Source organism: Burkholderia sp. MSMB1498 (assembly GCF_001526245.1).
Lineage (GTDB): Bacteria > Pseudomonadota > Gammaproteobacteria > Burkholderiales > Burkholderiaceae > Burkholderia > Burkholderia savannae.
The window spans coordinates 17,569-38,102 of record NZ_LOYJ01000085.1 but is presented as its reverse complement, the minus strand read 5'-3'; the positions used below and the strand labels follow the sequence as shown (position 1 = coordinate 38,102).

General features: G+C 65.0%; 19 protein-coding genes. 8 read left to right on the top strand and 11 right to left on the bottom strand.

Going from position 1 to position 20,534, the window contains the following annotated elements; genetic code table 11:
* Positions 1 to 11: 11 nt before the first annotated feature.
* The 5 genes from glnH to hpnD all read right to left on the bottom strand — a co-directional run bounded on the left by glnH (position 12) and on the right by hpnD (position 5,387).
* Positions 12 to 764 (bottom strand): glutamine ABC transporter substrate-binding protein GlnH, encoded by a 753-nt coding sequence (gene glnH, locus WS91_RS18930; protein ID WP_038748990.1) that lies wholly within the window; start codon positions 762 to 764, stop codon positions 12 to 14.
* A 714-nt stretch (positions 765 to 1,478) separates the two neighbouring features.
* Positions 1,479 to 2,186 carry a phosphorylase gene (locus WS91_RS18925; protein WP_059579756.1) on the bottom strand — a complete coding sequence of 236 codons (708 nt, stop codon included), beginning with the start codon at positions 2,184 to 2,186 and terminating at the stop codon, positions 1,479 to 1,481.
* A 6-nt stretch (positions 2,187 to 2,192) separates the two neighbouring features.
* Positions 2,193 to 4,190 (bottom strand): squalene--hopene cyclase, encoded by a 1,998-nt coding sequence (shc, locus tag WS91_RS18920; RefSeq protein ID WP_059670766.1) that lies wholly within the window; start codon positions 4,188 to 4,190, stop codon positions 2,193 to 2,195.
* An 11-nt stretch (positions 4,191 to 4,201) separates the two neighbouring features.
* Complete coding sequence (locus WS91_RS37415) at positions 4,202 to 4,534, bottom strand: hypothetical protein (RefSeq protein WP_059670765.1); 333 nt, start codon at positions 4,532 to 4,534, stop codon at positions 4,202 to 4,204.
* A 4-nt stretch (positions 4,535 to 4,538) separates the two neighbouring features.
* Entirely contained in the window at positions 4,539 to 5,387 is an 849-nt protein-coding gene (hpnD, locus tag WS91_RS18910) for a presqualene diphosphate synthase HpnD (RefSeq protein ID WP_059670764.1), read from the bottom strand.
* A 523-nt stretch (positions 5,388 to 5,910) separates the two neighbouring features.
* Between hpnD and WS91_RS36015 the strand changes: the two genes are divergently transcribed.
* Together WS91_RS36015 and WS91_RS18900 are read left to right on the top strand one after the other, a co-directional pair.
* Entirely contained in the window at positions 5,911 to 6,225 is a 315-nt protein-coding gene (locus WS91_RS36015; protein WP_156432393.1) for a hypothetical protein, read from the top strand.
* A 53-nt stretch (positions 6,226 to 6,278) separates the two neighbouring features.
* Positions 6,279 to 7,184: an alpha/beta fold hydrolase gene (locus tag WS91_RS18900; protein ID WP_038755509.1), complete on the top strand. Its 906-nt coding sequence runs from the start codon at positions 6,279 to 6,281 to the stop codon at positions 7,182 to 7,184.
* A 273-nt stretch (positions 7,185 to 7,457) separates the two neighbouring features.
* Here the strand turns inward: WS91_RS18900 and WS91_RS18895 are convergent, their stop codons facing one another.
* From WS91_RS18895 to WS91_RS18885, 3 genes are read right to left on the bottom strand one after another with little or no spacing between them, the layout of a single operon-like run.
* Positions 7,458 to 8,393, bottom strand: a complete 936-nt coding sequence (locus tag WS91_RS18895) for a sensor domain-containing diguanylate cyclase (RefSeq protein WP_038755507.1) — start codon at positions 8,391 to 8,393, stop codon at positions 7,458 to 7,460.
* Positions 8,390 to 9,013: a chemotaxis protein CheC gene (locus tag WS91_RS18890; protein ID WP_038755506.1), complete on the bottom strand. Its 624-nt coding sequence runs from the start codon at positions 9,011 to 9,013 to the stop codon at positions 8,390 to 8,392. The genes WS91_RS18895 and WS91_RS18890 overlap by 4 nt, the downstream gene beginning before the upstream one ends.
* On the bottom strand, positions 9,006 to 9,374 hold the full coding sequence (locus tag WS91_RS18885) for a response regulator (RefSeq protein ID WP_038755504.1): 369 nt from the start codon (positions 9,372 to 9,374) through the stop codon (positions 9,006 to 9,008). Before WS91_RS18885 ends, WS91_RS18890 begins: the two co-directional genes overlap by 8 nt.
* Positions 9,375 to 9,878: 504 nt before the next feature.
* Here WS91_RS18885 and WS91_RS18880 point away from each other — a divergent pair.
* Entirely contained in the window at positions 9,879 to 12,158 is a 2,280-nt protein-coding gene (locus WS91_RS18880) for a hybrid sensor histidine kinase/response regulator (RefSeq protein ID WP_038755502.1), read from the top strand.
* 280 nt (positions 12,159 to 12,438) lie between these two features.
* Here WS91_RS18880 and WS91_RS18875 read toward each other — a convergent pair whose 3' ends face one another.
* The gene (locus tag WS91_RS18875; protein WP_038755500.1) at positions 12,439 to 12,996 is read right to left on the bottom strand and encodes an NADPH-dependent FMN reductase; all 558 of its coding nucleotides are present in this window, start codon (positions 12,994 to 12,996) and stop codon (positions 12,439 to 12,441) included.
* A 392-nt stretch (positions 12,997 to 13,388) separates the two neighbouring features.
* On the opposite strand from WS91_RS18875, the gene WS91_RS18870 reads away from it, so the two are divergent.
* Together WS91_RS18870 and WS91_RS18865 are read left to right on the top strand one after the other, a co-directional pair.
* Positions 13,389 to 13,994, top strand: coding sequence for an RNA polymerase factor sigma-70 (locus WS91_RS18870; RefSeq protein ID WP_038755498.1), 606 nt, complete (start codon positions 13,389 to 13,391; stop codon positions 13,992 to 13,994).
* Entirely contained in the window at positions 13,975 to 14,172 is a 198-nt protein-coding gene (locus WS91_RS18865) for a zf-HC2 domain-containing protein (protein WP_038755496.1), read from the top strand. The genes WS91_RS18870 and WS91_RS18865 overlap by 20 nt, the downstream gene beginning before the upstream one ends.
* 286 nt (positions 14,173 to 14,458) lie before the next feature.
* On the opposite strand, the gene arsC is transcribed toward WS91_RS18865, so the two are convergent.
* A complete protein-coding gene (gene arsC / locus WS91_RS18860) occupies positions 14,459 to 14,815 on the bottom strand; it encodes an arsenate reductase (glutaredoxin) (RefSeq protein ID WP_038755494.1) in 357 nt (118 codons plus the stop codon).
* Positions 14,816 to 15,039: 224 nt separating this feature from the next.
* Here arsC and WS91_RS33670 point away from each other — a divergent pair, with 224 nt between their 5' ends.
* The 3 genes from WS91_RS33670 (at position 15,040) to WS91_RS18845 (ending at position 17,134) form a co-directional block, all read left to right on the top strand.
* Positions 15,040 to 15,282, top strand: coding sequence for a hypothetical protein (locus WS91_RS33670; protein ID WP_082758233.1), 243 nt, complete (start codon positions 15,040 to 15,042; stop codon positions 15,280 to 15,282).
* Between the two features lie 100 nt (positions 15,283 to 15,382).
* Positions 15,383 to 16,045, top strand: coding sequence for a ParA family partition ATPase (gene parA, locus WS91_RS18850; protein ID WP_038755455.1), 663 nt, complete (start codon positions 15,383 to 15,385; stop codon positions 16,043 to 16,045).
* A 24-nt stretch (positions 16,046 to 16,069) separates the two neighbouring features.
* Positions 16,070 to 17,134 carry a ParB/RepB/Spo0J family partition protein gene (locus WS91_RS18845; protein ID WP_059670762.1) on the top strand — a complete coding sequence of 355 codons (1,065 nt, stop codon included), beginning with the start codon at positions 16,070 to 16,072 and terminating at the stop codon, positions 17,132 to 17,134.
* A gap of 93 nt (positions 17,135 to 17,227) precedes the next feature.
* Here WS91_RS18845 and WS91_RS18840 read toward each other — a convergent pair whose 3' ends face one another.
* Complete coding sequence (locus tag WS91_RS18840; protein WP_038755451.1) at positions 17,228 to 18,610, bottom strand: replication initiation protein; 1,383 nt, start codon at positions 18,608 to 18,610, stop codon at positions 17,228 to 17,230.
* Positions 18,611 to 20,534: the final 1,924 nt, after the last annotated feature.

Genomic DNA, 20,534 nt, shown 5'->3' with positions numbered 1-20,534 from the left:
CGATTCATCGCTTAGGATTTCGGCGGCTCGGAGCCGAACCACTTCTTGTAGATCTTCGCGTAGCGGCCATCGGCCTTCATCTTCGCGAGCTCCGCGTTGACCTTCGCGACGAGCGGGCTGCCCTTCGGGAAGCCGATCCCGTACTTGTCGCCGCTCACCGGCGTGCCCGCGACCTTCACGTGCCCCTTGCCCTCGTTGTTCACGAAGAACAGCACGTTCGGCGTGTCGTGCATCGCGGCATCGACGCGGCCCGCCTCCAGCGCGAGATACGCCTGATCGATGTTCGGGAACTGGCGGATTTCCTTCGGCTTCAGGTGCGCCTTGATCCAGTCGATCGTCGCGGTGCCCGTCTTCGCGGCGATCACCTTGCCGTTCAGATCGTCGATCGACTTGATCGTCGTGTTGCCCGTCTGGACCATCGCGGCGAGGCCGCTGTCATAGTACGGATCGGAGAAGTCGATCGCCTTCTTGCGCTCCTCCTTGATCGTCATTCCGGACAGCGCGACGTCGATGTTCTGCGTCTGCAGCGCCGGGATCAGGCCGGCGAAGTCCATCGGCTGGATCTTGTAGGCCCAGCCCGCGTCCTTCGCGATCTCGGCCCACAGATCGAGGTCGAAGCCGACGTACTTGTCGCCCTGCTTGAACTCGAACGGCATGAACGAAGTATCGGTGCCGACGACGAGCTCCTTCGCATGCGCGCTCGCGAGGCTCGCGCCGGCAAGCGCAACCGCGACGACTGTCTTGATGAACGAACGGCGTCCCATGATTTCTCTTCTCCGCAGTGAGTGGCGATGCCCCGATCCGATCGGGGATTGGCGACGAACACCAGCCGCACCGCAACACGCGATGTCGTGATTGTAAATCGTGCAACATGTGTTGTCACGACGGATGCTAAGCCGCCAAAAAAGAATGCAACAGGAATTTGCGTCGCGAGAAACCCTAGGTTTGCGGGGAGGCTGGCTGGCTCGGCAGGAAGAGCGGGCCGATGGCCGGGCGCGCCCGCCGATGCGTGCGCGGGACCGGGGGATTCGGGTCGGGGTCGGGGTCGGGGTCGGGGTCGGAGCGATTTGGCTCAGCGTAGGCGGCGCAACGGCGCGGCAAGCACGAGCAGCCGCACATGGAACATGAGGCCGCGGAGGCGGCCCGCCGTGCCGACGATGACGGATGGCCATGAGGGTACGGATCGCTCGTTGCGGCCTCGGAATTCAGATCGAATAGGAAGACGAAAAGCGCGAGACGGAAAGCGGAAAGCGGAAAGCGGAAAGCGGAAAGCGGAAAGCGGAAAGCGGAAAGCGGAAAGCGGAAAGCGGAAAGCGGCAGCCTAAACTCGACATCGCCGCCGTGCCAAGCGAAATCGACGCCGAGACGGCGCGCCGCAATCATTTCGAACGGCGAACCGATTCACGTCGCGCTCGCGCGAGAGACGCGCCCCATCGCAAGCCGCTGCGCGACGCACCGAAGCCCGCCGCGCACCGCGCTCAACCGATCCGCCACGCCCCCGCACGCTCGAACGCCCGCCGCGCTTGCGCGAGCGTCGAGCGCGCCGCGCGCGCATCGCCCGCCACCTGCAGCAGCGCGCCGAGTTGCGAAGGCTCTTTCGCGAGCTCGCGCAGGATCGGCAGGATCGCCGTGCTGCCGTCGTCGCGCAGCCCGGCCGTCGCCGCTTTCGGCAGCGTGCGCCATGCCGGGTCGACGATCGCGCGGCACACCGCGAACGGCACGCCGCGCGCCGCCGCGAACGCGCCGGCGATGTGCGATTCCATGTCGACCGCGAGCGCGCCCTTCGCCCGATGCAGCGTTTCCTTCTCGCGCGCGTCGACGACGGGCGCGCCGACCGCCGCGACCGTGCCGCGCCGCGTGCGCGACGCGACCGGCGTGCCCGCGAGCGCGGCGACGATGCGCGCGCTCCACGCGGAATCGGTGTCGAGCACGCCGAACGGCCCGTCGACCGCATCGGCGACGATCAGCGCGCCCGGCGCGAGATCGGGCGCGAGCCCGCCCGCCGTTCCGAAGCTGACGATGCCCGCGCAGCCGTGCGCGTCGGCCGCTTCGGCGAGCGCGCGCTCGAGCCGATCGGCGCGCGCCGCATAGGCCGCCTCGACGCCCGCGCCGCGCGCGATGCGCGCTTCGAACGCCATCCCGGCGACGGCGATCACGGGCGCGGCCGACCGGCCGGAACTTGCCATCGTCCGTTACATCCCGACCGTCACGCGCGTCGTGTTCGCGCGCTTCAGGTTGCGATAGCGGGCGAGCGCCCACAGCGGGAAGAACTTGCGGTAGCCGTGATAGCGCAGGTAGAACACGCGCGGGAAACCCGTTGCGGTGAAGCGCGTCTCGTCCCACAAGCCGTGCTCGCGCTGCGCGCCGAGCAGATGGTCGATCCCGCGCGCGACGGCCGGATTGTCGGCTTCGCCCGCCGCCATCAGGCCGAGCAGCGCCCACGCGGTCTGCGACGACGTGCTCGACGCACGCTCGTAGCCGCGATAGTTGAGCTTGTAGCTTTCGCCGTCCTCGCCCCAGCCGCCGTCCTGATTCTGGATCGACAGCAGCCATTGCGCCGCACGCTTCACGCGCGGGTCGTCATGGCCGAGGCCCGCCGCGTTCAGCGCGCACAGCGCGGTCCACGTGCCGTAGATATAGTTCATCCCCCAGCGGCCGTACCAGCTGCCGTCCGGTTCCTGCTCCTTCAGGATGTAGTCGAACGCGCGGCGCGCGGGCTCGCTCGACGCGTTCGTCTCGCCGAGCTGCGCGAGCATCGACAGGCAGCGGCCCGACACGTCGGCGGTCGGCGGATCGAGCAGCGCGCCGTGATCCGAGAACGGAATGTTGTTCAGGTAGTACTGCGTATTCTCCGGCTCGAACGCGCCCCAGCCGCCGTCGCTGCTCTGCATGCCGACGACCCATTCGCGCGCGCGCGCGATCTGCTCGCGATACGCATCCGTCTGATCGAGCTTCGCGACGCGGTCCATCGCCATCACGACGACTGCCGTGTCGTCGACGTCCGGATAGTGCGGGTTCGCGTACTGGAACGCCCAGCCGCCCGGACGCACGTGCGGACGGCGCGAGATCCAGTCGCCGCGCACGTCGAGAATCTGGCGCGGCACGAGCCAGTCGAGGCCGCGCACGGCCGCTTCGCGCGCACGCTCGTCGCCCGTTTCGAGGAGCGCGTGCGCGGCGAGCGACGTGTCCCAGACGGGCGACAGGCACGGCTGGCAATACGCCTCTTCTTCGCCGACGACGAGCAGCTTCTCGATCGACTGGCGCGCGATCGCGCGGTTCGGATGATCTTCGGGATAGCCGAGCGCCGCGTACATCATCACCGCGTTCGCCATCGCCGGATAGATCGCGCCGAGGCCGTCCTCGCCGTTCAGGCGCTCGTCGACGAACGCGACCGCCTGCCGGATCGCGCGCTCGCGCGTGTAGCGGGGGAACAGGCCGTCGACGAGGCGCAGCACGCCGTCGACGACGCGGAAGAACGCGAACCAGCCGGTTCTCTGGTGAGGCTGCTTCGGCAGCAGGCCCGTGTTGACGGGCGCGCTCTTGAACAGCTCGTCGATGCGCACGCCGCGCGGGTTCTTCGCGACCGGGCGCTTCGCGTTCAGCACGAGCAGCGGCACGATCACGGTGCGCGCCCAGTACGACACCTTCGACAGATGGAACGGGAACCACTGCGGCAGCAGCATCACTTCGACCGGCATCATCGGCACCGCGTACCACGGCACGACGCCGTACAGCGCGAGCTGAATCCGCGTGAACACGTTCGACATCTCCGCGCCGCCCATCGCGTGGATCGCGCGGCGCGCGCGCTGCATGTGCTCGGCGTTTTCGTCGTCGCCGATCACCTTCAGCGCGAAGTACGCCTTCACGCTCGCGCTGATGTTCGGCGCGCCGTCGGTGAACAGCGGCCAGCCGCCCTCCGGCTGCTGGATGCGACGCAGATAGCGCGCGATCTTCTGCTCCAGCTCGACGTTCGGCTCCTCGCCGAGATAGTGGACGAGCAGCACGTATTCGGCCGGGATCGTCGAATCGGCTTCGAGCTCGTAGACCCAGTGGCCGTCCGCGTTCTGCGCGGCAAGAAGCGCGTCGGTCGCGCGCGCGACGGCGGCATCGAGGCCTTCCGCCACGGCGGGCGCGGCGGCGGCCGGCGCGGCGGCTGCGTCGAGCGTCTGCATTTCGGTCATGTCGTTCATCGGTCCCTCTCTTATTGACGGCGCGCGCGCCCGGCGATCTTGCCCGGTCGAAGCGCGCGCCCGTTCGTCGCGGGCCGGCCTGCGGCCGTCCAAGCGCCCGCGAGCACCTGGTTCGACACGCGCGTACGCGTGCCGGGGGTTTGCATCCGCCGCGCGGGAGCCGCACGGCGAACCGTCGGCACGATGCGCACGCCGCATCCGATCGTCATGCGCTGTGTGCGATCGGATCGGCGCCACCCGTGTGCGGCGGCAAATGGCAATGCGGTGCGCGGCGCGCGCCGCCGTTCGAGCGTCGCGATGCGGCCCGACGGGCGTGCGCGGCCCGCATCGACGGTGTCCCGCATCGAATCAGAACAGCGCGTAGCGCGCCGCGAGCAGCAGCATCCGCGCGCGCGGCTTGCGCAGCGGCGCGCGCGGCGGCGCGAAGCCGCGCGCCACCGCGGCTTCGAGAATCAGACGATACGCACCCGACATGATGCGCGGCGCGCGAACCTGCGCGCGCCGCGACATATCCATCACCGCATCGGCCTGCGCGAAGTGCCGCCGCGCGCGCTCGACGAGCGTCGTGCAGACGCGCGGCAGATTCGGATCGCGCGCGATCGTCTGCGGATCGGTGATCGCGATCCCTTCGCGCGTGAGCAGCTCGCGCGGCAGGTAGCAGCGGTTGATCGCCGCGTCGTCGTCGATGTCGCGCAGGATGTTCGTCAATTGCAGCGCGCGGCCGAGGTGGTGCGACAGCACGCGGCCGGGCTCGTCCGGCATCCCGAAAATCCTCACCGATAGCCGGCCGGCCGAGCTCGCGACGCGGTCGCAATACAGGTCGAGCGTCTGTTCGTCGGGCGCGCAGATGTCCTCGGCGGCGTCCATCGCCATGCCGTCGATCATCGCGTGGAAGTCTTCGCGATGCAGACCGAACTTCCCGATCTCGCGCGCGAGCGGTGCGAGCGACGCGCGCGGCTTGCCCGCATAGCAGTCGTCGATGTCGGCGCGCCAGCGGTCGAGCTGCGCCGCGCGCTCGGTGCGCGGGCCGCCTTCGTCGGCGATGTCGTCGACCGCGCGGCAGAACGCATAGACCTGAAACATCGCGTCGCGCTGCTCCGCGGGCAGGATGCGCATCGCGAGATAGAAAGAGCTGCCCGATGTGGCGGCAGCGGCGTCGGTTTCGTTATCGTCCACGACGGGATTGGAAACGGCCAAGACGAGCTCCGCTATGGCGCCCTTGCGGGGCGATTGAAGAAGCCATGCCCGGCTGGGATGGTAAATGCGTGCGAGATGCGCGAACGATCGGCGCAGACAGGCACAAATTACCGGCGGGAAACCGGAATTGGGCGAGAGTATAGCAATCTTTAAGGGTCGCTGCCGCGCGGTTCGGCTGTCGAATACGGGCGGGCGGCGACGTGCGGCGGGTTCGTGGCGGGTTCTTGTCAATAGTGCGGCCAGTGGTTCGTTTTCGTTGACGATGCGGAACTGGATGGCTTGATGGAATAGGGGGCGCAAACGCGACGATGGCTGGGCGGTGGCGGCGGATTTCGTTTTCCGACGGCCTCGAATCGTCGGATTGGATATGGATTAATGGCTGTTCGAATTTAGTTGACGCCCTCTTTGGCGGATATGGTCCGCCCCCATCATTATTCGGCGGAATCCGTGCCTTTCTGCCGTCTGTTGCATTTCGATCGCCGTTGCCGTTGCCGTTGACTTGGGCTTGGGCTTGGGCTTGGGCTTGGGCTTGGGCTTGGGCGTCGGCGTCGGCGTCGGCGTCGGCGTCGGCGTCGGCGTCGGCTTCGGCATCGGCATCGGCATCGGCATCGGCATCGGCATCGGCTTCGGCTTCGGCTTCGGCTTCGGCTTCGGCTTCGGCTTCGGCTTCGGCTTCGGCTTCGGCGTTGAGCGTACGCCATCCGGCACACGGTGCTCGGTAGCCCGCAATCCGCGCGGCGCCGAACGATCCGCCGTCGGCGCCCGCATGCCATATGCCCGCAACAAGATACTTTCTCGGGGCTCGATCAAACGCGACACCGCGCCGATTCCTCACTAAGATGGCGCTGGCTTACGATCAGCCACAAGAACCATGACCGACAGGAGACAGACTTGCCGACCGAACCGCGCGACACCACCGCCGACCGCCGCGACCCCGCGGCCTCGTCCCCTCTGCCTTTCGTGCTCGTGCACGGCGCGTGGCACGGCGCATGGGCCTACGAACGGGTGATTCCCGCGCTCGCCGCGCACGGCCACGCGGCGCTCGCGCGCGATCTGCCCGCGCACGGCATCAACGCCCGCTTTCCCGCATCGTTCTTCCAGCGCCCGCTCGACGCCGCCGCGTTCGCGAGCGAGCCGTCGCCCGTCGCGGGCACGACGCTCGACGACTACGTCGACCACGTGCTGCGCACCGTCGATCAGGCTCGCGCGCTCGGTCACGAACAGGTCGTGCTGGTCGGCCACAGCATGGGCGGCATTGCGATCACGATGGCCGCCGAGCGCGCGCCCGAGAAAATCGCGAAGCTCGTCTACCTGGCTGCGTTCATGCCGACCGCGGGCACCACGGGCCTCGACTACGTGCGCGCGCCCGAGAACCAGGGCGAGATGCTCGCGCCGCTGATGATGGCGAGCCCGAAGGCGACGGGCGCGCTGCGGATGGACCCGCGCAGCGAAGACCCGGCGTACCGCGCGGCGGCGAAGCGCGCGCTCTGCGACGACGCCAGCGACGCCGACCACACGGCGATCGGCCATTTGCTCAGTTGCGACGTGCCCGCGGCGCCGTTCGCGACGCGCATCGAGACAACGGCCGCGCGGTGGGGCTCGATCGAGCGTCACTACATCAAATGCCTGCGCGACCGGGTGTTGCTGCCCGCGCTGCAGCAGCGCTTCGTCGACGAGGCCGACGCGCTCGCCCCCGGCAACCGCACGCGCGTGCACACGCTCGACAGCAGCCACTCGCCGTTCATCGCGCAGCCGCACGCCGTCGCCGATACGCTCGCCGCGATCGCGCGCGGCTGACGCTCGCCGCCTCGCCGCTCACGCGCCGAAGCGGTGCGGCGCGCCGATCGCCTCGCTTCGTGCGCGCTGAAGCGTTTCTCGAGCGTATGCTGGTTGCCCGATTGATCGATTGATCGATTGGGCGATTGGGCGATTGGGCGATTGGGCGATTGGGCGATTGGGCGATTGGGCGATTGGGCGATTGGGCGATTGGGCGATCGGGCGATCGGGCGATCGGGCAGTCTAATCATTTGCCCCCAAAGCAAGCGCATCGCCCCCTCCCAACCCACCACCTCACCCAAACGCAACCGAACAATTGCGCCCCTGCCGCTTCGCGCGGTAAAGCGCGGCATCGGCTTCGTTGACGAGCGTCTCGTGCGTGAGCGCGCCCACGTGCGCGGCCGCGCCGCCCACGCTCGCCGTCACCGGCACCCGCGCGCCTTCCGCTTCGATCGGCGTGCTGCCGATCGTCTGGCGGATCTTCTCGGCCACTTGCATCGCCTCGTCGAGCGACGTGCACGGCAGCAGCAGCGCGAATTCCTCGCCGCCGAAGCGGCCGAACGTGTCCTGCGAACGCACGACGTCCGCGACGCGCTGCGCCATCACGCGCAACACGTTGTCCCCGACGACATGGCCGAAGCGATCGTTGATCGTCTTGAAGTGGTCGAGATCGAACAGCAGCACCGACAGATTGCCGCCGTAACGCTGCCAGCGCGAGAACTCGTCGCGCAGCCGCGCCTCGAAGAAGCGCCGGTTCGCAATGCCCGTCAGGCCGTCGCGGTTCGCATATTCCTGCAGCTTCGCGACGGCCTCCTCGCGCTCGCGCTGCATCACGCTCACGTGCGTGACGTCGGAGATCGTCACGCAGACGGCCTCCACTTCGCGTGCGCGCGCGATCGGCACGAACGTGCAGTCCTGCTGCATGAAGTCGACGCCGCCCGTGATCGGTCGGTCATGATCGAAGCGGAACAGATACGGGCGCTGCTCCCACGAGCTGAACGCAAAGCTGCCGAGCTGAAACACGCTCTCGATCTTGCGCGACAGCCACGCGCGCGGCAGCTCCGGAAAGCAGTCGAACAGATTGCGGCCGATCACGTCGGCCGCGGCGACGCCGCTGTGGTCCTGCATGAACCGGTTCCACATGAGCACCTTCATCTCGCGGTCGAGCACGAAAATACCGAAGCTGACCCGTTCGATGACGAGATCGCTCAGCGAAGCAAGCAGGTTCATAAGCTGGACAGCAACGTATCGAGGGCGTCGCTCATGTGACGAATCGAGTCTTCCGCGAGCAGCATCACGAAATGCGTGCGGGCACCGTCGTCCGCGACGCCGAAATTCACTTCGAGCAGGAGCGTCTCGCTCCACGCGAGCACGTCGGGCTGAAACACGTCGTCGAGCGCGATGTCTTCGCCGAGCAGCCCCGGCGGCGAAAACACCGGCGTGCGCCCGAGTTCGTCGAGAATCGACGACACGCACGCGCCCATCAGCACGTTCGCCATGTCGAACATCAGCTCGGCCTGCGTGACGGTGCCGAACTCGCCGTCCGCGTACGCATCGTCGACGAGCGACACGAGCTGGCCGACGCCCGCGCTGCGGCACAGCATCAGCGCCTCGCCCTTGATGTCGGAGCGGAAGCCCTGACGCACGGCGGTCACGTTGTCGTGAATGCCCGTCATGTCGCGCAGCACGCGCCCGACGTCGGCCGCGCGCACGACGCGCACGCGCGGCACCGACAGCTCGATGAAGGTGCCGAGGAGAAGCGCGAGGCGCGCCGCCGCGCGTCCCATCGCGAGGTTGGCGATCTCCTGCAAGGCGTCGCGTTGCTCCGCCGTCAACACCGTCTCAGACATACAACCCATACTCCTTGAGAATGGGCAGCAATGCTTCCGAGGTGACGGGCTTGGCGACGAAAGCCGCCGCGCCCAGCTCGCGCACGCGTGCCTGCGCCATCGGTTGGATATCGGCGGACACGACGATCACGAACGTGTTCAGATCCTCGCCGCGCAACGTCTCGAGCACTTCGTAGCCGCTCATGTCCGGCATCGTCAGATCGAGGAACATCACCGATGCCTTGCCGTCGCGATACAGCATCAACGCGTCGCGACCGTTCGACGCATAGTTCACGTCGACGTCCCAATCCGCCGGCAGCGCCTTCGTCAGCAGCTTGCGAGCGAGCAAGGAATCATCGGCGATCACAATCGGCAGGGGCATGGCTGTCGTAACGGTAAACGGAGTCGTGTGTCTCGCGTTAACGACGGTTCGCCGCGCTTCTTTAGGCAAGGTGCGACTGGGCGATACGAGGGACGAACCACGCGCGAACCGCTCGGCTCGCAAGAACCGGCTCGACACGCCGGATGCGCCCGCCCGCGGATGAACCTCGCCGAGGCCGCGCCCGGGCATCGCGGGCATTTTCCGCATAGGAAAGCGATGCGGGATTCTGGGAGTAAACCCCGTGCGTTGCAACTCGCCATTTTTGCGGGTTCGAACAGAATTGATTAGCCCGAATTCGAATCCGGGAATAGCTCGGGTTGTTTTCGCGATAAGCACGCAAATTATTCCTTTGCTTACGTTTGCGCTTTTGAATTCGTCGCTGTTTGCGCGAAGCCGCCGCAAGCGAAGGAAATCCGGGCTTGCGCAATGCCCGCGCCGCATCGGGGCGCGCACGCGCGACTCGTTTATGATGCCGATCAATCCTCTTGCACTCGTTCGCCAACCATGACGCCCGAACGGCCCGACGCCTCACGCTCGACACCGCCCGACAATGATTGGGAGGACGATGCGTCGTTCGCATCCGGCGCGCCGGAGCACGACTTCGCGGTGCGGCGCGTGACGCTCATCGTGATGCTCGTCGCCGCGATCGTGCTGCCGTGCGTCTACGTCGCGGTGATGGCGTACAACGACATGCGCACGCGCGAAGCGACCGCGCGCGACGTGACGATGCGCACCGTGCGCGTCGCGGAAGAACACGCGCTGAAGGTGTTCGACCTGTCGGAGACGCTCGACGCGCGCATCGTCGATCTCGTTCAGGATCTCGACGACGCCGCGGTCCGCAACGCCGAAGCCGACATCCACGACGCGCTCAACACGATCGGCGGCGGCTATCCGCAGGTCGCGTCGGTGTCGATCTTCGGCGCGAGCGGGATGCTGCTCGCAAACAGCCTCTATTACCCGGCGCCGTATGCGTCGATCGCGAATCGCGACGATTTCGTCGGCATCCGCGACGGCAAGGTGATCGAGCACATCTCGCGCGTGATGCCGGGGCCGCTCAAGGCGGCGAATCCGGGGCCCGTGTTCAACACGGGCGTCGCGCGGCGTCACAGCGACGGAACGTTCGCGGGAATGGTGTCGATCGCGCTGAAATCAGCGTATTTCAATGCGTTCTATCGCGATCTGCTCGGCGGCGCGGACGCGCCGATGTCGATGGCGCTCACGCGCAGCGACGGCGCCGTGCTCGCGTCGTATCCGCCCGCGCCGCGCGGCGCGCCGGGCGACGCCGCCGCGCAGGCCGACAGCGCGACGCCGTTCGGCGGCGCGCAAGGCGATCAGCACGCGGGCGTCGTGCGCGTGAAGCGCGACGGCGACAGCGAGATCGTCGCGTACCGGCAGGTCGGCAGCTATCCGGTGTTCGTGTCGTGCGCGTACCGCACGTCGGCGATCCGCAGCGCTTGGTACGAACACCTGAGCGTCCTGTTCATCTCGATGTTCGCGCCGTCCGCCGCGCTGTGGGGCGTGATCTGGCTGTCGCTCAAGCGGCTGCGCGCGGAGGAGGAGGCGTGGGAGCGCTGGCAGGCGGAGGCGTCGATGCGGCGCTCGATCGAATCGGCGTACCGGCAATCGCGCAAGATGGAAGCGCTCGGCAATCTGGTCGGCAGCGTCGCGCACGACTTCAACAATCTGCTGATGATCATCTCGAGCAACGTGCAGATCGCGCGGCGGCGCGGCGTCCAGCATCTCGACACGGAGCTCGCCGCGATCGAGCGCGCGCTGAAGAACGGCCAGTCGCTCACGCGCCAGTTGCTCGGCGTCGCGCGCAAGCAGCCGCTGCGCAGCGAGACGATCGACATCGCGCAATGGCTCGCGTCGTGCCGCGAATTGCTGAAGACATCGCTCGGCTCGAAATCGACGCTCGCCGTCGACGCGCAGCTCGACTTGTGGCCCGTACGCGTCGACGTCGCGGAACTCGAGCTCGCGGTGATCAATCTCGCCGTCAACGCCCGCGACGCGATGCCTCAGGGCGGCCGCTTCAAGATCAGCGCGCACAACATCACGTTTCGCCGCGAGGACGGCTTTCCGCTGACGGGCGACTTCGTGCGGATCTCGGTCGAGGACACGGGGCTGGGCATGCCGCCCGACGTGCTCGCGCGCGCGTTCGAACCGCTTTTCACGACGAAGGCGAAGGGGATGGGCACGGGCCTCGGGCTGCCGCAGGTGTTCGCGTTTTGCGAGCGTTCGGGCGGCCTGGCGACGATCGAGAGCGAAGTCGGCGCCGGCACGTCGGTACGGCTCTATCTGCCGCGCACGATGGAGCTCGCGCCGCCCGCCGCCGCGCCGGACGCGATCGATAAGCCGGCCGCATCGACGCCGGCGGGCTTGAGAATCCTGCTCGTCGAAGACAACGGCGAAGTTGCGGCGGGCACCGAGGCGCTGCTCGAGCTGCTTGGCCACCAGGTCACGCACGCGCCGAATGCGGACGACGCGCTGCGCATGCTGAACGAAGCAGGCGCCGAGCCGACCGCGCCCGGCGCATTCGATCTCGTGATCTCGGACATCCACATGCCGGGCACGATGAACGGAATCGATCTTGCGGAGGCGATCGAGCGCGGCGACGCGAAGCTGCCGGTGATTCTCATCACCGGCTATGCGGAGGAATTCGACCGGACGCGGCGCGTGCATGCGCGCCTGCTGTCGAAGCCGTTCGACATCGCGCTGCTCGACGACTTGCTGCTGAAGATTCAGCACGAGCGCGATATGGGGCACGCGGGGCGTGCTGATTGAGGTGAGCGGCGGCGCGCCGGCTGCCCGTTGGTCGATGAAGGATGGGGCGATGCGCGAGTGAGCCGGTGGGCGGTGGGCGGTGGGCGGTGGGCGGTGGGCGGTGGGCGGTTGGCGGTTGGCGGTTGGCGGTTGGCGGTTGGCGGTTGGCGGTTGGCGGGCAGCATCGGGCCGCGATGGCGTCGGCCAAGCCGTCACCCTTCCGTGGCAGTCGATGCCAAGACGAACGCTTGAACGCGCGCGCGCCTCGACATCCGTATGTCCCGATCGCGCCGCCAATCGCTCAGGCCGGCTTCGCGTGCCGGCGCACCCAGTCCGCGTAGCGATCGACGAAACCTTGCAGGAACTTGCGCGTGTCGTCGTTGACGAGGTTGCCCTGCGCGTCGATCTTCGACGCGTCGTGCTTGATGAAGATTTCGGGCTGTCCGAGCGTCGGGACGTCGAGATACGCGAGTACGTTGCGCAGGTGCTGTTGCGCGAGCGCCGTGCCGGTCGCGCCCGGCGACGTGCCGAGCACGGCGGCCGGCTTGCCCGTCCACGAATTGCTGCCCCACGGACGCGACCCCCAGTCGAGCGCGTTCTTCAGCACGCCGGGCATCGAGCGGTTGTACTCGGGCGTGACGAACAGCAGCCCCTGCGCGGCTTCGATCGACTGTTTGAAACGCTTCGCGACGTCGGGGAAATCCGCGTCGTAGTCCTGGCTATATAGCGGCAGCGAGCCGATATCGATCGATTCGAACGACAGATCGGCGGGCGCAAGCGAAATCACGGCCTGCGCGAGCGCGCGATTGAACGATTCGCGCCGCAGACTGCCGACAATCACCGCAATTCGATAAGCCATCTGATTCTCCTTCCGTTCAGTAGGTAATCAATCTGTTTTGTTTCTGATTTCGCATCAATTGGCCCTTTTATGAGCAAGCCAGCTTGAATCCCGGTAGATCGGGGCTTCGGATCGGATTTCCACAAAGTTATCCACAGAAAATGTGGATAACTTTGTGAATATGTATAGCCGTTCCATTTATATCGCCGATGTCAGTTCAGCGCGTATGTTGCCGATTGGCGGCATGGTCTACGATGAGAGCATAGCGCGCGACGGCGCGTCGAGAAACGCGAACGCGCCCGACAACGACACGCATCGCTTGCAACACCCTTGCAACGACGCGCGTCGCATGGATAATCTTGCGCTGCCGCCTGCGCGTGCCGTGTGCGCGGGCACGAACCGGAAGCCATCCCATGCAGCACGCGCGCCCCGCGCACGACGATCCCGCCTATCTCGCGCAATTGCGCCACGATTTACTCCGCTTCGCGCGCCTGCAATTGCGCGATGCCGATGCAGCCGAAGACGCCGTCCAGGAAGCGCTTGCGGCCGCGTGGGCTCAGGCCGGGCGCTTCGACGGACAGTCGAGCCACAAGACCTGGGTGTTCGGCATCCTGCGCAACAAACTGATCGACACGATGCGGGCGCGCCGGCGGACGATCAATGCGTCGGCGCTCGACGCCGAACTCGACGGCGAAGCACTTCTCGATCGCGAACTGTTCGCGGACAATGGCCACTGGGCGCCGCATGCGAAGCCGCGTCCGTGGCCGAAGCCGGAAACCGTCCTGCAGCAGCGGCAATTCTGGATGCTGTTCGAGATGTGTCTCGATCATCTGCCGGAGCAGATCGGCCGCGTGTTCATGATGCGCGAATTCCTCGACTTCGCCATCGAGGACATCTGCATGGAGCTCGAGTTGAAGGCGAATCATTGCAGCGTCCTGCTATACCGCGCACGAACCCGGCTGCGCACCTGTCTCACCGAAAAAGGCCTGACGACCGAAGATGCTACTGGGGAAATGTAAGGACATCACGCGGCTATTGTCGGACGAACTCGATCGTTCGCTGTCGCTCGACGAACGGCTCCGGGTGCGCGTGCATCTGCCGGCCTGCTCCGGCTGCCGCAACTATCGCATGCAGATTCGCTTGCTGCGGGAGGCGGCGCGCGTGTCAGGCGGGCGCGGGACGGAACAGGGCGAGTGAGCGCTCCTCGTTCCTCGATGCGCACGAATCGCGCGTGGCCGGGGCGGTGGAGAACCGCGTGGATCGTTCAATGCCAGGTCAGCCGATCTACAATCGGCGCGGCAAATTCGACGTTCGCCTGAAATTGCTCGGGATCGGGCGAGCAACTACGCGCGCTCAAACCGCTTCTGCCACGCTGCGCTTGGACAACCACGATAGCTGACCTGATAAGCCTCAGGCCGGCTGCATCCGTAGCAAAGAAAGCTGCCGGACCGACACTCTCTTCGAAAGTTTATTTTTTCAATAATTATTCGAACAACGATTTCACTACTTCAGGCGGGCGACCGATCACTGCCTTATCGCCGTACACGACGATAGGGCGCTGCAACAGGACCGGGTGCTCCGCGATCGCGTCATACAGCTGCGTATCAGATATGGCGGGATCATCAAGATTGAGGTCCTTGTAAGGCACCTCGTTGTCACGGATCATTTCGCGCACCGGGCGCCCCAGTTGCCGATGGAGCGCCTTCAATTGCGCGACGGTCGGCGGTTGTTTCAGGTACTCGACGACATGAATGGCGTCCCCGGCCTGGTTGAGCGTTTCGAGCAACGCCAGCGTTTCACGCGATTTGGAGCAGCGAGGGTTGTGATAGATCGTGATCATCGGTCAGCGGATGAAAGTGGGTGAATGACGCGGGTATTGTAGCGGCCGTGGCATTAGGCGGCTGGGCGCTGGGGATTGCGGGCGAATCGCCGGTAGGTCTAGGCGTCAAGTGCTTAGTTGTCGTTGACCCATGGCGGTTGAATCGACGCGCATCGTAGGCTACGGACGCAACAGACGATATCGCGGCGGCGCCAGTTTATGCGCATAAAGTCCGACGCAATGCGATGACATTCGGCTTCGGCTTCGGCTTCGGCTTCGGCTTCGGCTTCGGCTTCGGCTTCGGCTTCGGCTTCGAACATCATCGCATCAGCATCTGCGCGACAACGATGGCCGCTTCGCGCACAAGTTTGATCTCCCTCGACGCGCTACAGCCCACCAACTCAGATCGCAGTGTCGAACCTGCGTTATCGATCGGCCGCCCATCACGACCGCACCCCGTCGATTCCGCCTCGGCTTTATGCGCATAAACCATCGGCCAAATGGCTAGCGCGTGGTCAGTTCACAACAAATTCATTGAAATAAAAAATTCGTCCGGTAGAATTCTCCCGATCAAAATAGGAGTGAAAATTGGCAGCTGAAATCATTGCAGTCACTCAGCAAAAGGGCGGTGTCGGCAAGAGCACCATTGCGATGCACCTCGGCGCCGCATTCCACGAAAAAGGGCGACGCGTTCTGGTAATCGACGCCGATGGCCAAAACACCCTCGTTCACTGGTCCAGCGCCTCCGCAGATAGCGACACCGGCATCCCGTTCCCCGTCGTCAACCTCGCCGAAGCGGGCAGCCAGATTCACCGCGAAATCAAGAAATTCATCAACGACTACGACGTCATCATCGTCGACTGCCCGCCGTCGATCACCGAGAAGGTGTCCGGTGTCGTACTGCTCGCCGCGACGATCGCGGTGATCCCGACTTCGTCGTCGCCGGCCGACTATTGGTCGAGCGTCGGCCTCGTCAAACTGATTCAGCAAGCGCAGGTGATGAACGAGGATCTTCGCGCCGTGTTTCTGCTGAACAAGACCGAAGAGAAGCGGATGCTCACGCGCGAATTGAAGCGTGCACTCGAAGAACTCGGCTTCCCGCTCCTCAGGACGCAAATTCCCACGCGAGAAGCCTATAAACAAGCGATGGCGCTAGGCCAAACCGTCTTGCAAATGAACGACCGCGGCGCAAAGCTCGCAGCGGCGGAAATCCGTGCATGTGCCGACGAGATCGGCGCGATGCTGCCCTGACTTTATGCGCATAAAGGACCCTGAATGAAACCCTCTCAATTCGCCAAAGGCTTCCAAGCGCGCCCCGACATCACAACCAGCGAAAAGCGCACGGCGCTCGACCGGCTCAACGCGATCGATGGTCTCGTCAAGTCCGACTCAGCCGCACCCGCTGCTCCCGCCAGCAAATCATCGAAGAAAAACATTCCTGTCACCATCGTCGAAACGCCTCCTACCGATCCGGCCGACGAATCGAGCCACTATCGCACGTGGCGAATCGAGAATCGCTATCAGCCCGGCCAGGTGATCGAACTGCCGCTCAAGACGATCAAGCCGAGCCCCTTCAATCCTCGGCACTTTTATCTGAAATCGTCGATCGCGGAACTTGCCGTCAATCTGGCAAAGCAAGGGCAGCAGCAAGCAATTCACGTCATCCCCGATTACGACAATCCCGGCTCCTACTTCGTCAGCGATGGCGGCCGCCGCGTCCGTGCGCTGAAGGAAGCGAACAAGGAATCGGTCAAGGCAATCGTCATCGATCTGCCGATCGGCATTCAGAGCTACAAGCTCGGCTACGACCTCAACGTCCAGCGCGACTCGCAAACGGTCTTCGACAATGCGATCGTCTGGAAGCGCTTTCTCGAGGAAAAGTATTTTCAGAGCCAGAAGGAACTGGCCGAGCATCTCGGACTCGACGAATCGACGGTCGCCGTCGCGCTCTCGATCGGCAAACTGCCCGAGGCCGTGATGCAGGAGATGGTCGCGCGACCGGATCGCTTTGGTTCGAACATGGCGTATCAAGTCGGCCGATACCATACGGCGCGAGGCACCGACTCAACGCTGCGCCTCATCAACAAGATCCTGTCCGATGATCTCAGCACCCGCCAGGTGGCCGACATCGTGAAGGGAAGGGCGACCTCGCAGGAAAGCCCGAAGCCCGCGAGCCGGCAACGATATGCGCAACGGCACGAGATCAAGCTAAACGGCGTATCGGTCGGCGATCTGAAGTCGTACGGCGAAGATCGACTGGAACTGCGGCTGCGCGGCCTGACGCGAGAAAAGCGGGACGAAATCCTTCAGCAACTCGAGCAGATGCTGTTGTCGAACTGAACGCGTGAGTCAAAAAGAAACGGGGCCCAGCGGGCCCCGTTTTTTGTTGCTCGTTACCGAAGAAGTCGAATCCGCGAATCGATCGACAATCGCTCAAGCCGCGCGAGATTGGCTGAGCGTAAAGGCAAGCAGATCGCCGTCGGTCGGTTCGCCCCAAGTCTTTTGAGCGAGCCAGTCGAAGAAGGCCGTTTCGACGAGCTTCGACTCGAGCCCGCGCCGGCGCCAATCGTCGCGCAGATGCGAGCCCAGCGCGGGCAACACGTCGGATTCGAACGACTCGCGCGCAACCTCCCGCTCCGCGTCGCCTTGCTCCTCGTACAGCTGTTTCGCTTCCTTGCGCCGGTACGCGTCGTACTCGCTGCGCAGACGCGCCTTCGGATCGTCCGCTTGCCCGGCGTTGGCCGCCGCCGCAGCAGCGGCCAGTTTGCCGCTGCCTCCGAGCGGAGGCGTTTCGACCGTATCGACGGGCGGCGCATATCCCTTCTTCAGCGCGTCCTTGAAGAGGGCGGGCGCGCTGCGAATAGGCGGCAACGTCGTGCTGCGCACCCGCTGCTCGGTCAGTTGGAGCGCCGCGCGAATCCGGTTTTCCTCGTTGTCTGCGTAAAGCGTTTGCGCTTCCTTCAGTGGAATGCCGATCTTCACCATGCGGTCGACGAGCGTGCTGTCGAACACGTTCGGATGCTCGTCGAGGGCGAGCATCGGCTGCTTTCGCTCCGACACGCGGAACTGGATCTCGGCGACCCGGCGCCCTTCGCGATGCTCGACCAGTTCGACGAAGATGTTCGTCACGGCGTTCACCTCGGCGATCGCCGGACGCAGGTAGTCCCGCTTGAAATACTTGTATTCGCGCTTCGCCTCGTCGCCCGCTTCGGTATCCGGCGTGCCCGACAGAATCGGCCGCCACCATTCCCAAGGCTCGCGCATCGTCAGATGGCTCGGGTTCGTCAGATAGCGCACGCAGATTTCGTACAACGCAAGCCCCGCGCTGCTGCGCAGTTGGCTCTGGAATTGCAGGCTCAGGCGGGCGTACTGCACCGGGTCGAGCAGCTTTTTCTTGATCTTCGGCGCGAACGAGAATTCAACCCACACGCGCCGCGTCGCCGGATCTTCGAGAATTTCGGCGTCGGCGATCAGCGTGGAGATCCCCCATTTCCGGCCGGGCTTCTGGCTCGATGTGCCGGTACTCCATTCGACCTGCACCGACACCATGCGCCGCAAGTGCTCCTTGACGAGCGCCGTGTCGTTGGAGTCGAACGCGGAGTTGGCGACGATGTCCGACAGCAGCGCGCGATAAGTGTCGCCGGAATCGTCGGCTTGCTGGGCGACCGCAAGCAGCACGTTGAACAGCTTGCGAGTCAGCAGGGTGATCTTGCCGTTCTTCGGCTGAATTGCGATTGCCTCGACGGCCTTACGCAATTCGGCGGAACTAGCACTCACCACATCCACATCGGTTTTCTTGGCGCGCTTGGTGGCCATGCGTCGGGTCGGAGGAGAAGTTTCCGGAAGGATAGCGTCTGTGGTGATGTGCGTCCAGAACGGCTTGCTCACCATATGCGGTGAAGCTCGGCGATTTGCGCTCGCTCACCCGAGCGAGCTCCCGTATAGGCTCACCGGTCCAAAATTCGATCATCCCCGACTCACCTTTGCGCGCCGCGGCAGGCACCGAGAATGCCGGCTTTTTCTCGCGCACGTTTCGCGGCGCGGCTGTTCCCGTATCGTCTCACCTCAAATCCTGTCGCGAAATTGCTACGACGAATTTTCTGTGCGCGCGCGTTTCCGCGGCCGGCGCGCGGTGCCGAATCGGAAAGCAGCGCACAGGCGGCCGGCTTCGATGTCGGCCGAGTCACCGCCCGGGATGGCGCCGGACCATCCGTCGGGCAAACGGCTACCGAAGAGTTCAGGCGTCATGTATGTGCATATGCGGACTCGCAGGACGTCAGCCTCGGATCTTTGGGCGTTGAGGTCCGACTGACGCCGGCAGACGACGCGGAGCCCGCCCAAGCGACGCGCTTGAGCGGTTTTGCCGAGCCCGCCCGTACGGAACGGGCATCGGCGCCAGCCCTCGACGTAAATGACTGACGCGTGAGCAGCTGAAGACGATTTGACTCACCGCAATCACGCGAGCGCCCGTGCGATCGGACAAGTGACCTCAGCCGATCGCGCGTGACCTCGAGCATGGCACGTCACCACGCTCAGCCACCGCCGATGCAAACGACGTCCGTCAACGCATGGCACACGTTAGGACGTCGCAGGTCGACAACGTGAGCGTGCACGTCTTCGCTCGCCTCACCCCTCGCAATGCGACATGCACGAAAAAGCGCCATCCAAGAGATATACGAGCCGCCGCCGGCGTCACGAACGCAAGCCTCTTCGTCCGCGCTGCAATCAGCCCGAAGCCGTGAGCGTGAGCGCCTCCAGACCGAATCGACTCACCCGAAATCCCGGCAAACGTGAGCGGATCGGACGTTTCGAACTAACCGAATAGCCCTACGAGGGCCAAACGTGAGCCGCAACGGGTTGCTTCGACTAACCGACAGATCAGCAGGACGCAGCCGCCGGCGAATGGGGCGGCGTCCGCCGGCAGACGTCGAGACCGGCAATTACCATCCAAGACGCGCGACGTGAGCGACCAGCAACCGATGCGCCTCACCCCAAGCCGGTCTCGGAGCACGTCGATCGATATCCGAATAATCCCGCCGCCGGACTGCCGCTGCCCAAGCTGGGCAACGCGAACGGTCAATTCCACCGTTCGTTGGCGCCCGCCAGGCGACGTGAGTTCGCCTTGCCGCAGTGGCTCACCATCGGCACCGGCGGTGCTCTTCCACGCAGCATCGAACCAAACGATACCGATCCACATCAGCCGCAGACGTACGACACCGAAATGCGGCATGAACTGCCGGCGCCCATTCGTCCTCACCCGAATCGACTCCCCCGAACCAACCCGCGGCAACGTCCTGCTCGCGGCGCTCCCGCCAAAGAAATAGCTCGAGCAAGCACGCTCCGACTCGCCCAAACCCAAACACCGCCTCGCAGCGACCAACTCACTGTGCGCCGCAGGCAGCCAAAGCGAACGTCCGCATTTGACTCGCCTCACCGCCCCAAACGTCGTCGTTTTCTACCGCCCGCCGCCCTTCGGCAGGCCCGTCGAACGGATCTGAAAGAGATATTTCCCTCGTCGCCGGTCCCGCCATTCAGGCCTATTCCCGAAAAAGCTCACCGTTCAAATCCATCGAGCTCATCGACGATCGTTGCCACAGGACCAGCACATGGGCGATCGACGGCATTCAGCCCCCGTAAAGTCTCACCTCAAGCCGACTTTCGTCCGACTAGATAACGCACCGGATACTCCCGAAAAGCCTCACCATCGCATTCGAATGGCAAAAAACATAACTACATCAAG

What these genes read in the sequence shown, in the direction of transcription:
- arsC (WP_038755494.1), bottom strand. Translation starts at nt 14,815, where the DNA reads ATGATCACGATCTATCACAACCCTCGCTGCTCCAAATCGCGTGAAACG.
- WS91_RS18865 (WP_038755496.1), top strand. Translation starts at nt 13,975, where the DNA reads ATGCTACTGGGGAAATGTAAGGACATCACGCGGCTATTGTCGGACGAA.
- WS91_RS18880 (WP_038755502.1), top strand. Translation starts at nt 9,879, where the DNA reads ATGACGCCCGAACGGCCCGACGCCTCACGCTCGACACCGCCCGACAAT.
- WS91_RS18890 (WP_038755506.1), bottom strand. Translation starts at nt 9,013, where the DNA reads ATGTCTGAGACGGTGTTGACGGCGGAGCAACGCGACGCCTTGCAGGAG.
- WS91_RS18845 (WP_059670762.1), top strand. Translation starts at nt 16,070, where the DNA reads ATGAAACCCTCTCAATTCGCCAAAGGCTTCCAAGCGCGCCCCGACATC.
- WS91_RS37415 (WP_059670765.1), bottom strand. Translation starts at nt 4,534, where the DNA reads ATGCGGGACACCGTCGATGCGGGCCGCGCACGCCCGTCGGGCCGCATC.
- WS91_RS18875 (WP_038755500.1), bottom strand. Translation starts at nt 12,996, where the DNA reads ATGGCTTATCGAATTGCGGTGATTGTCGGCAGTCTGCGGCGCGAATCG.
- WS91_RS18870 (WP_038755498.1), top strand. Translation starts at nt 13,389, where the DNA reads ATGCAGCACGCGCGCCCCGCGCACGACGATCCCGCCTATCTCGCGCAA.
- WS91_RS18925 (WP_059579756.1), bottom strand. Translation starts at nt 2,186, where the DNA reads ATGGCAAGTTCCGGCCGGTCGGCCGCGCCCGTGATCGCCGTCGCCGGG.
- WS91_RS18895 (WP_038755507.1), bottom strand. Translation starts at nt 8,393, where the DNA reads ATGAACCTGCTTGCTTCGCTGAGCGATCTCGTCATCGAACGGGTCAGC.
- shc (WP_059670766.1), bottom strand. Translation starts at nt 4,190, where the DNA reads ATGAACGACATGACCGAAATGCAGACGCTCGACGCAGCCGCCGCGCCG.
- WS91_RS33670 (WP_082758233.1), top strand. Translation starts at nt 15,040, where the DNA reads ATGACATTCGGCTTCGGCTTCGGCTTCGGCTTCGGCTTCGGCTTCGGC.
- WS91_RS18885 (WP_038755504.1), bottom strand. Translation starts at nt 9,374, where the DNA reads ATGCCCCTGCCGATTGTGATCGCCGATGATTCCTTGCTCGCTCGCAAG.
- glnH (WP_038748990.1), bottom strand. Translation starts at nt 764, where the DNA reads ATGGGACGCCGTTCGTTCATCAAGACAGTCGTCGCGGTTGCGCTTGCC.
- WS91_RS18840 (WP_038755451.1), bottom strand. Translation starts at nt 18,610, where the DNA reads ATGGCCACCAAGCGCGCCAAGAAAACCGATGTGGATGTGGTGAGTGCT.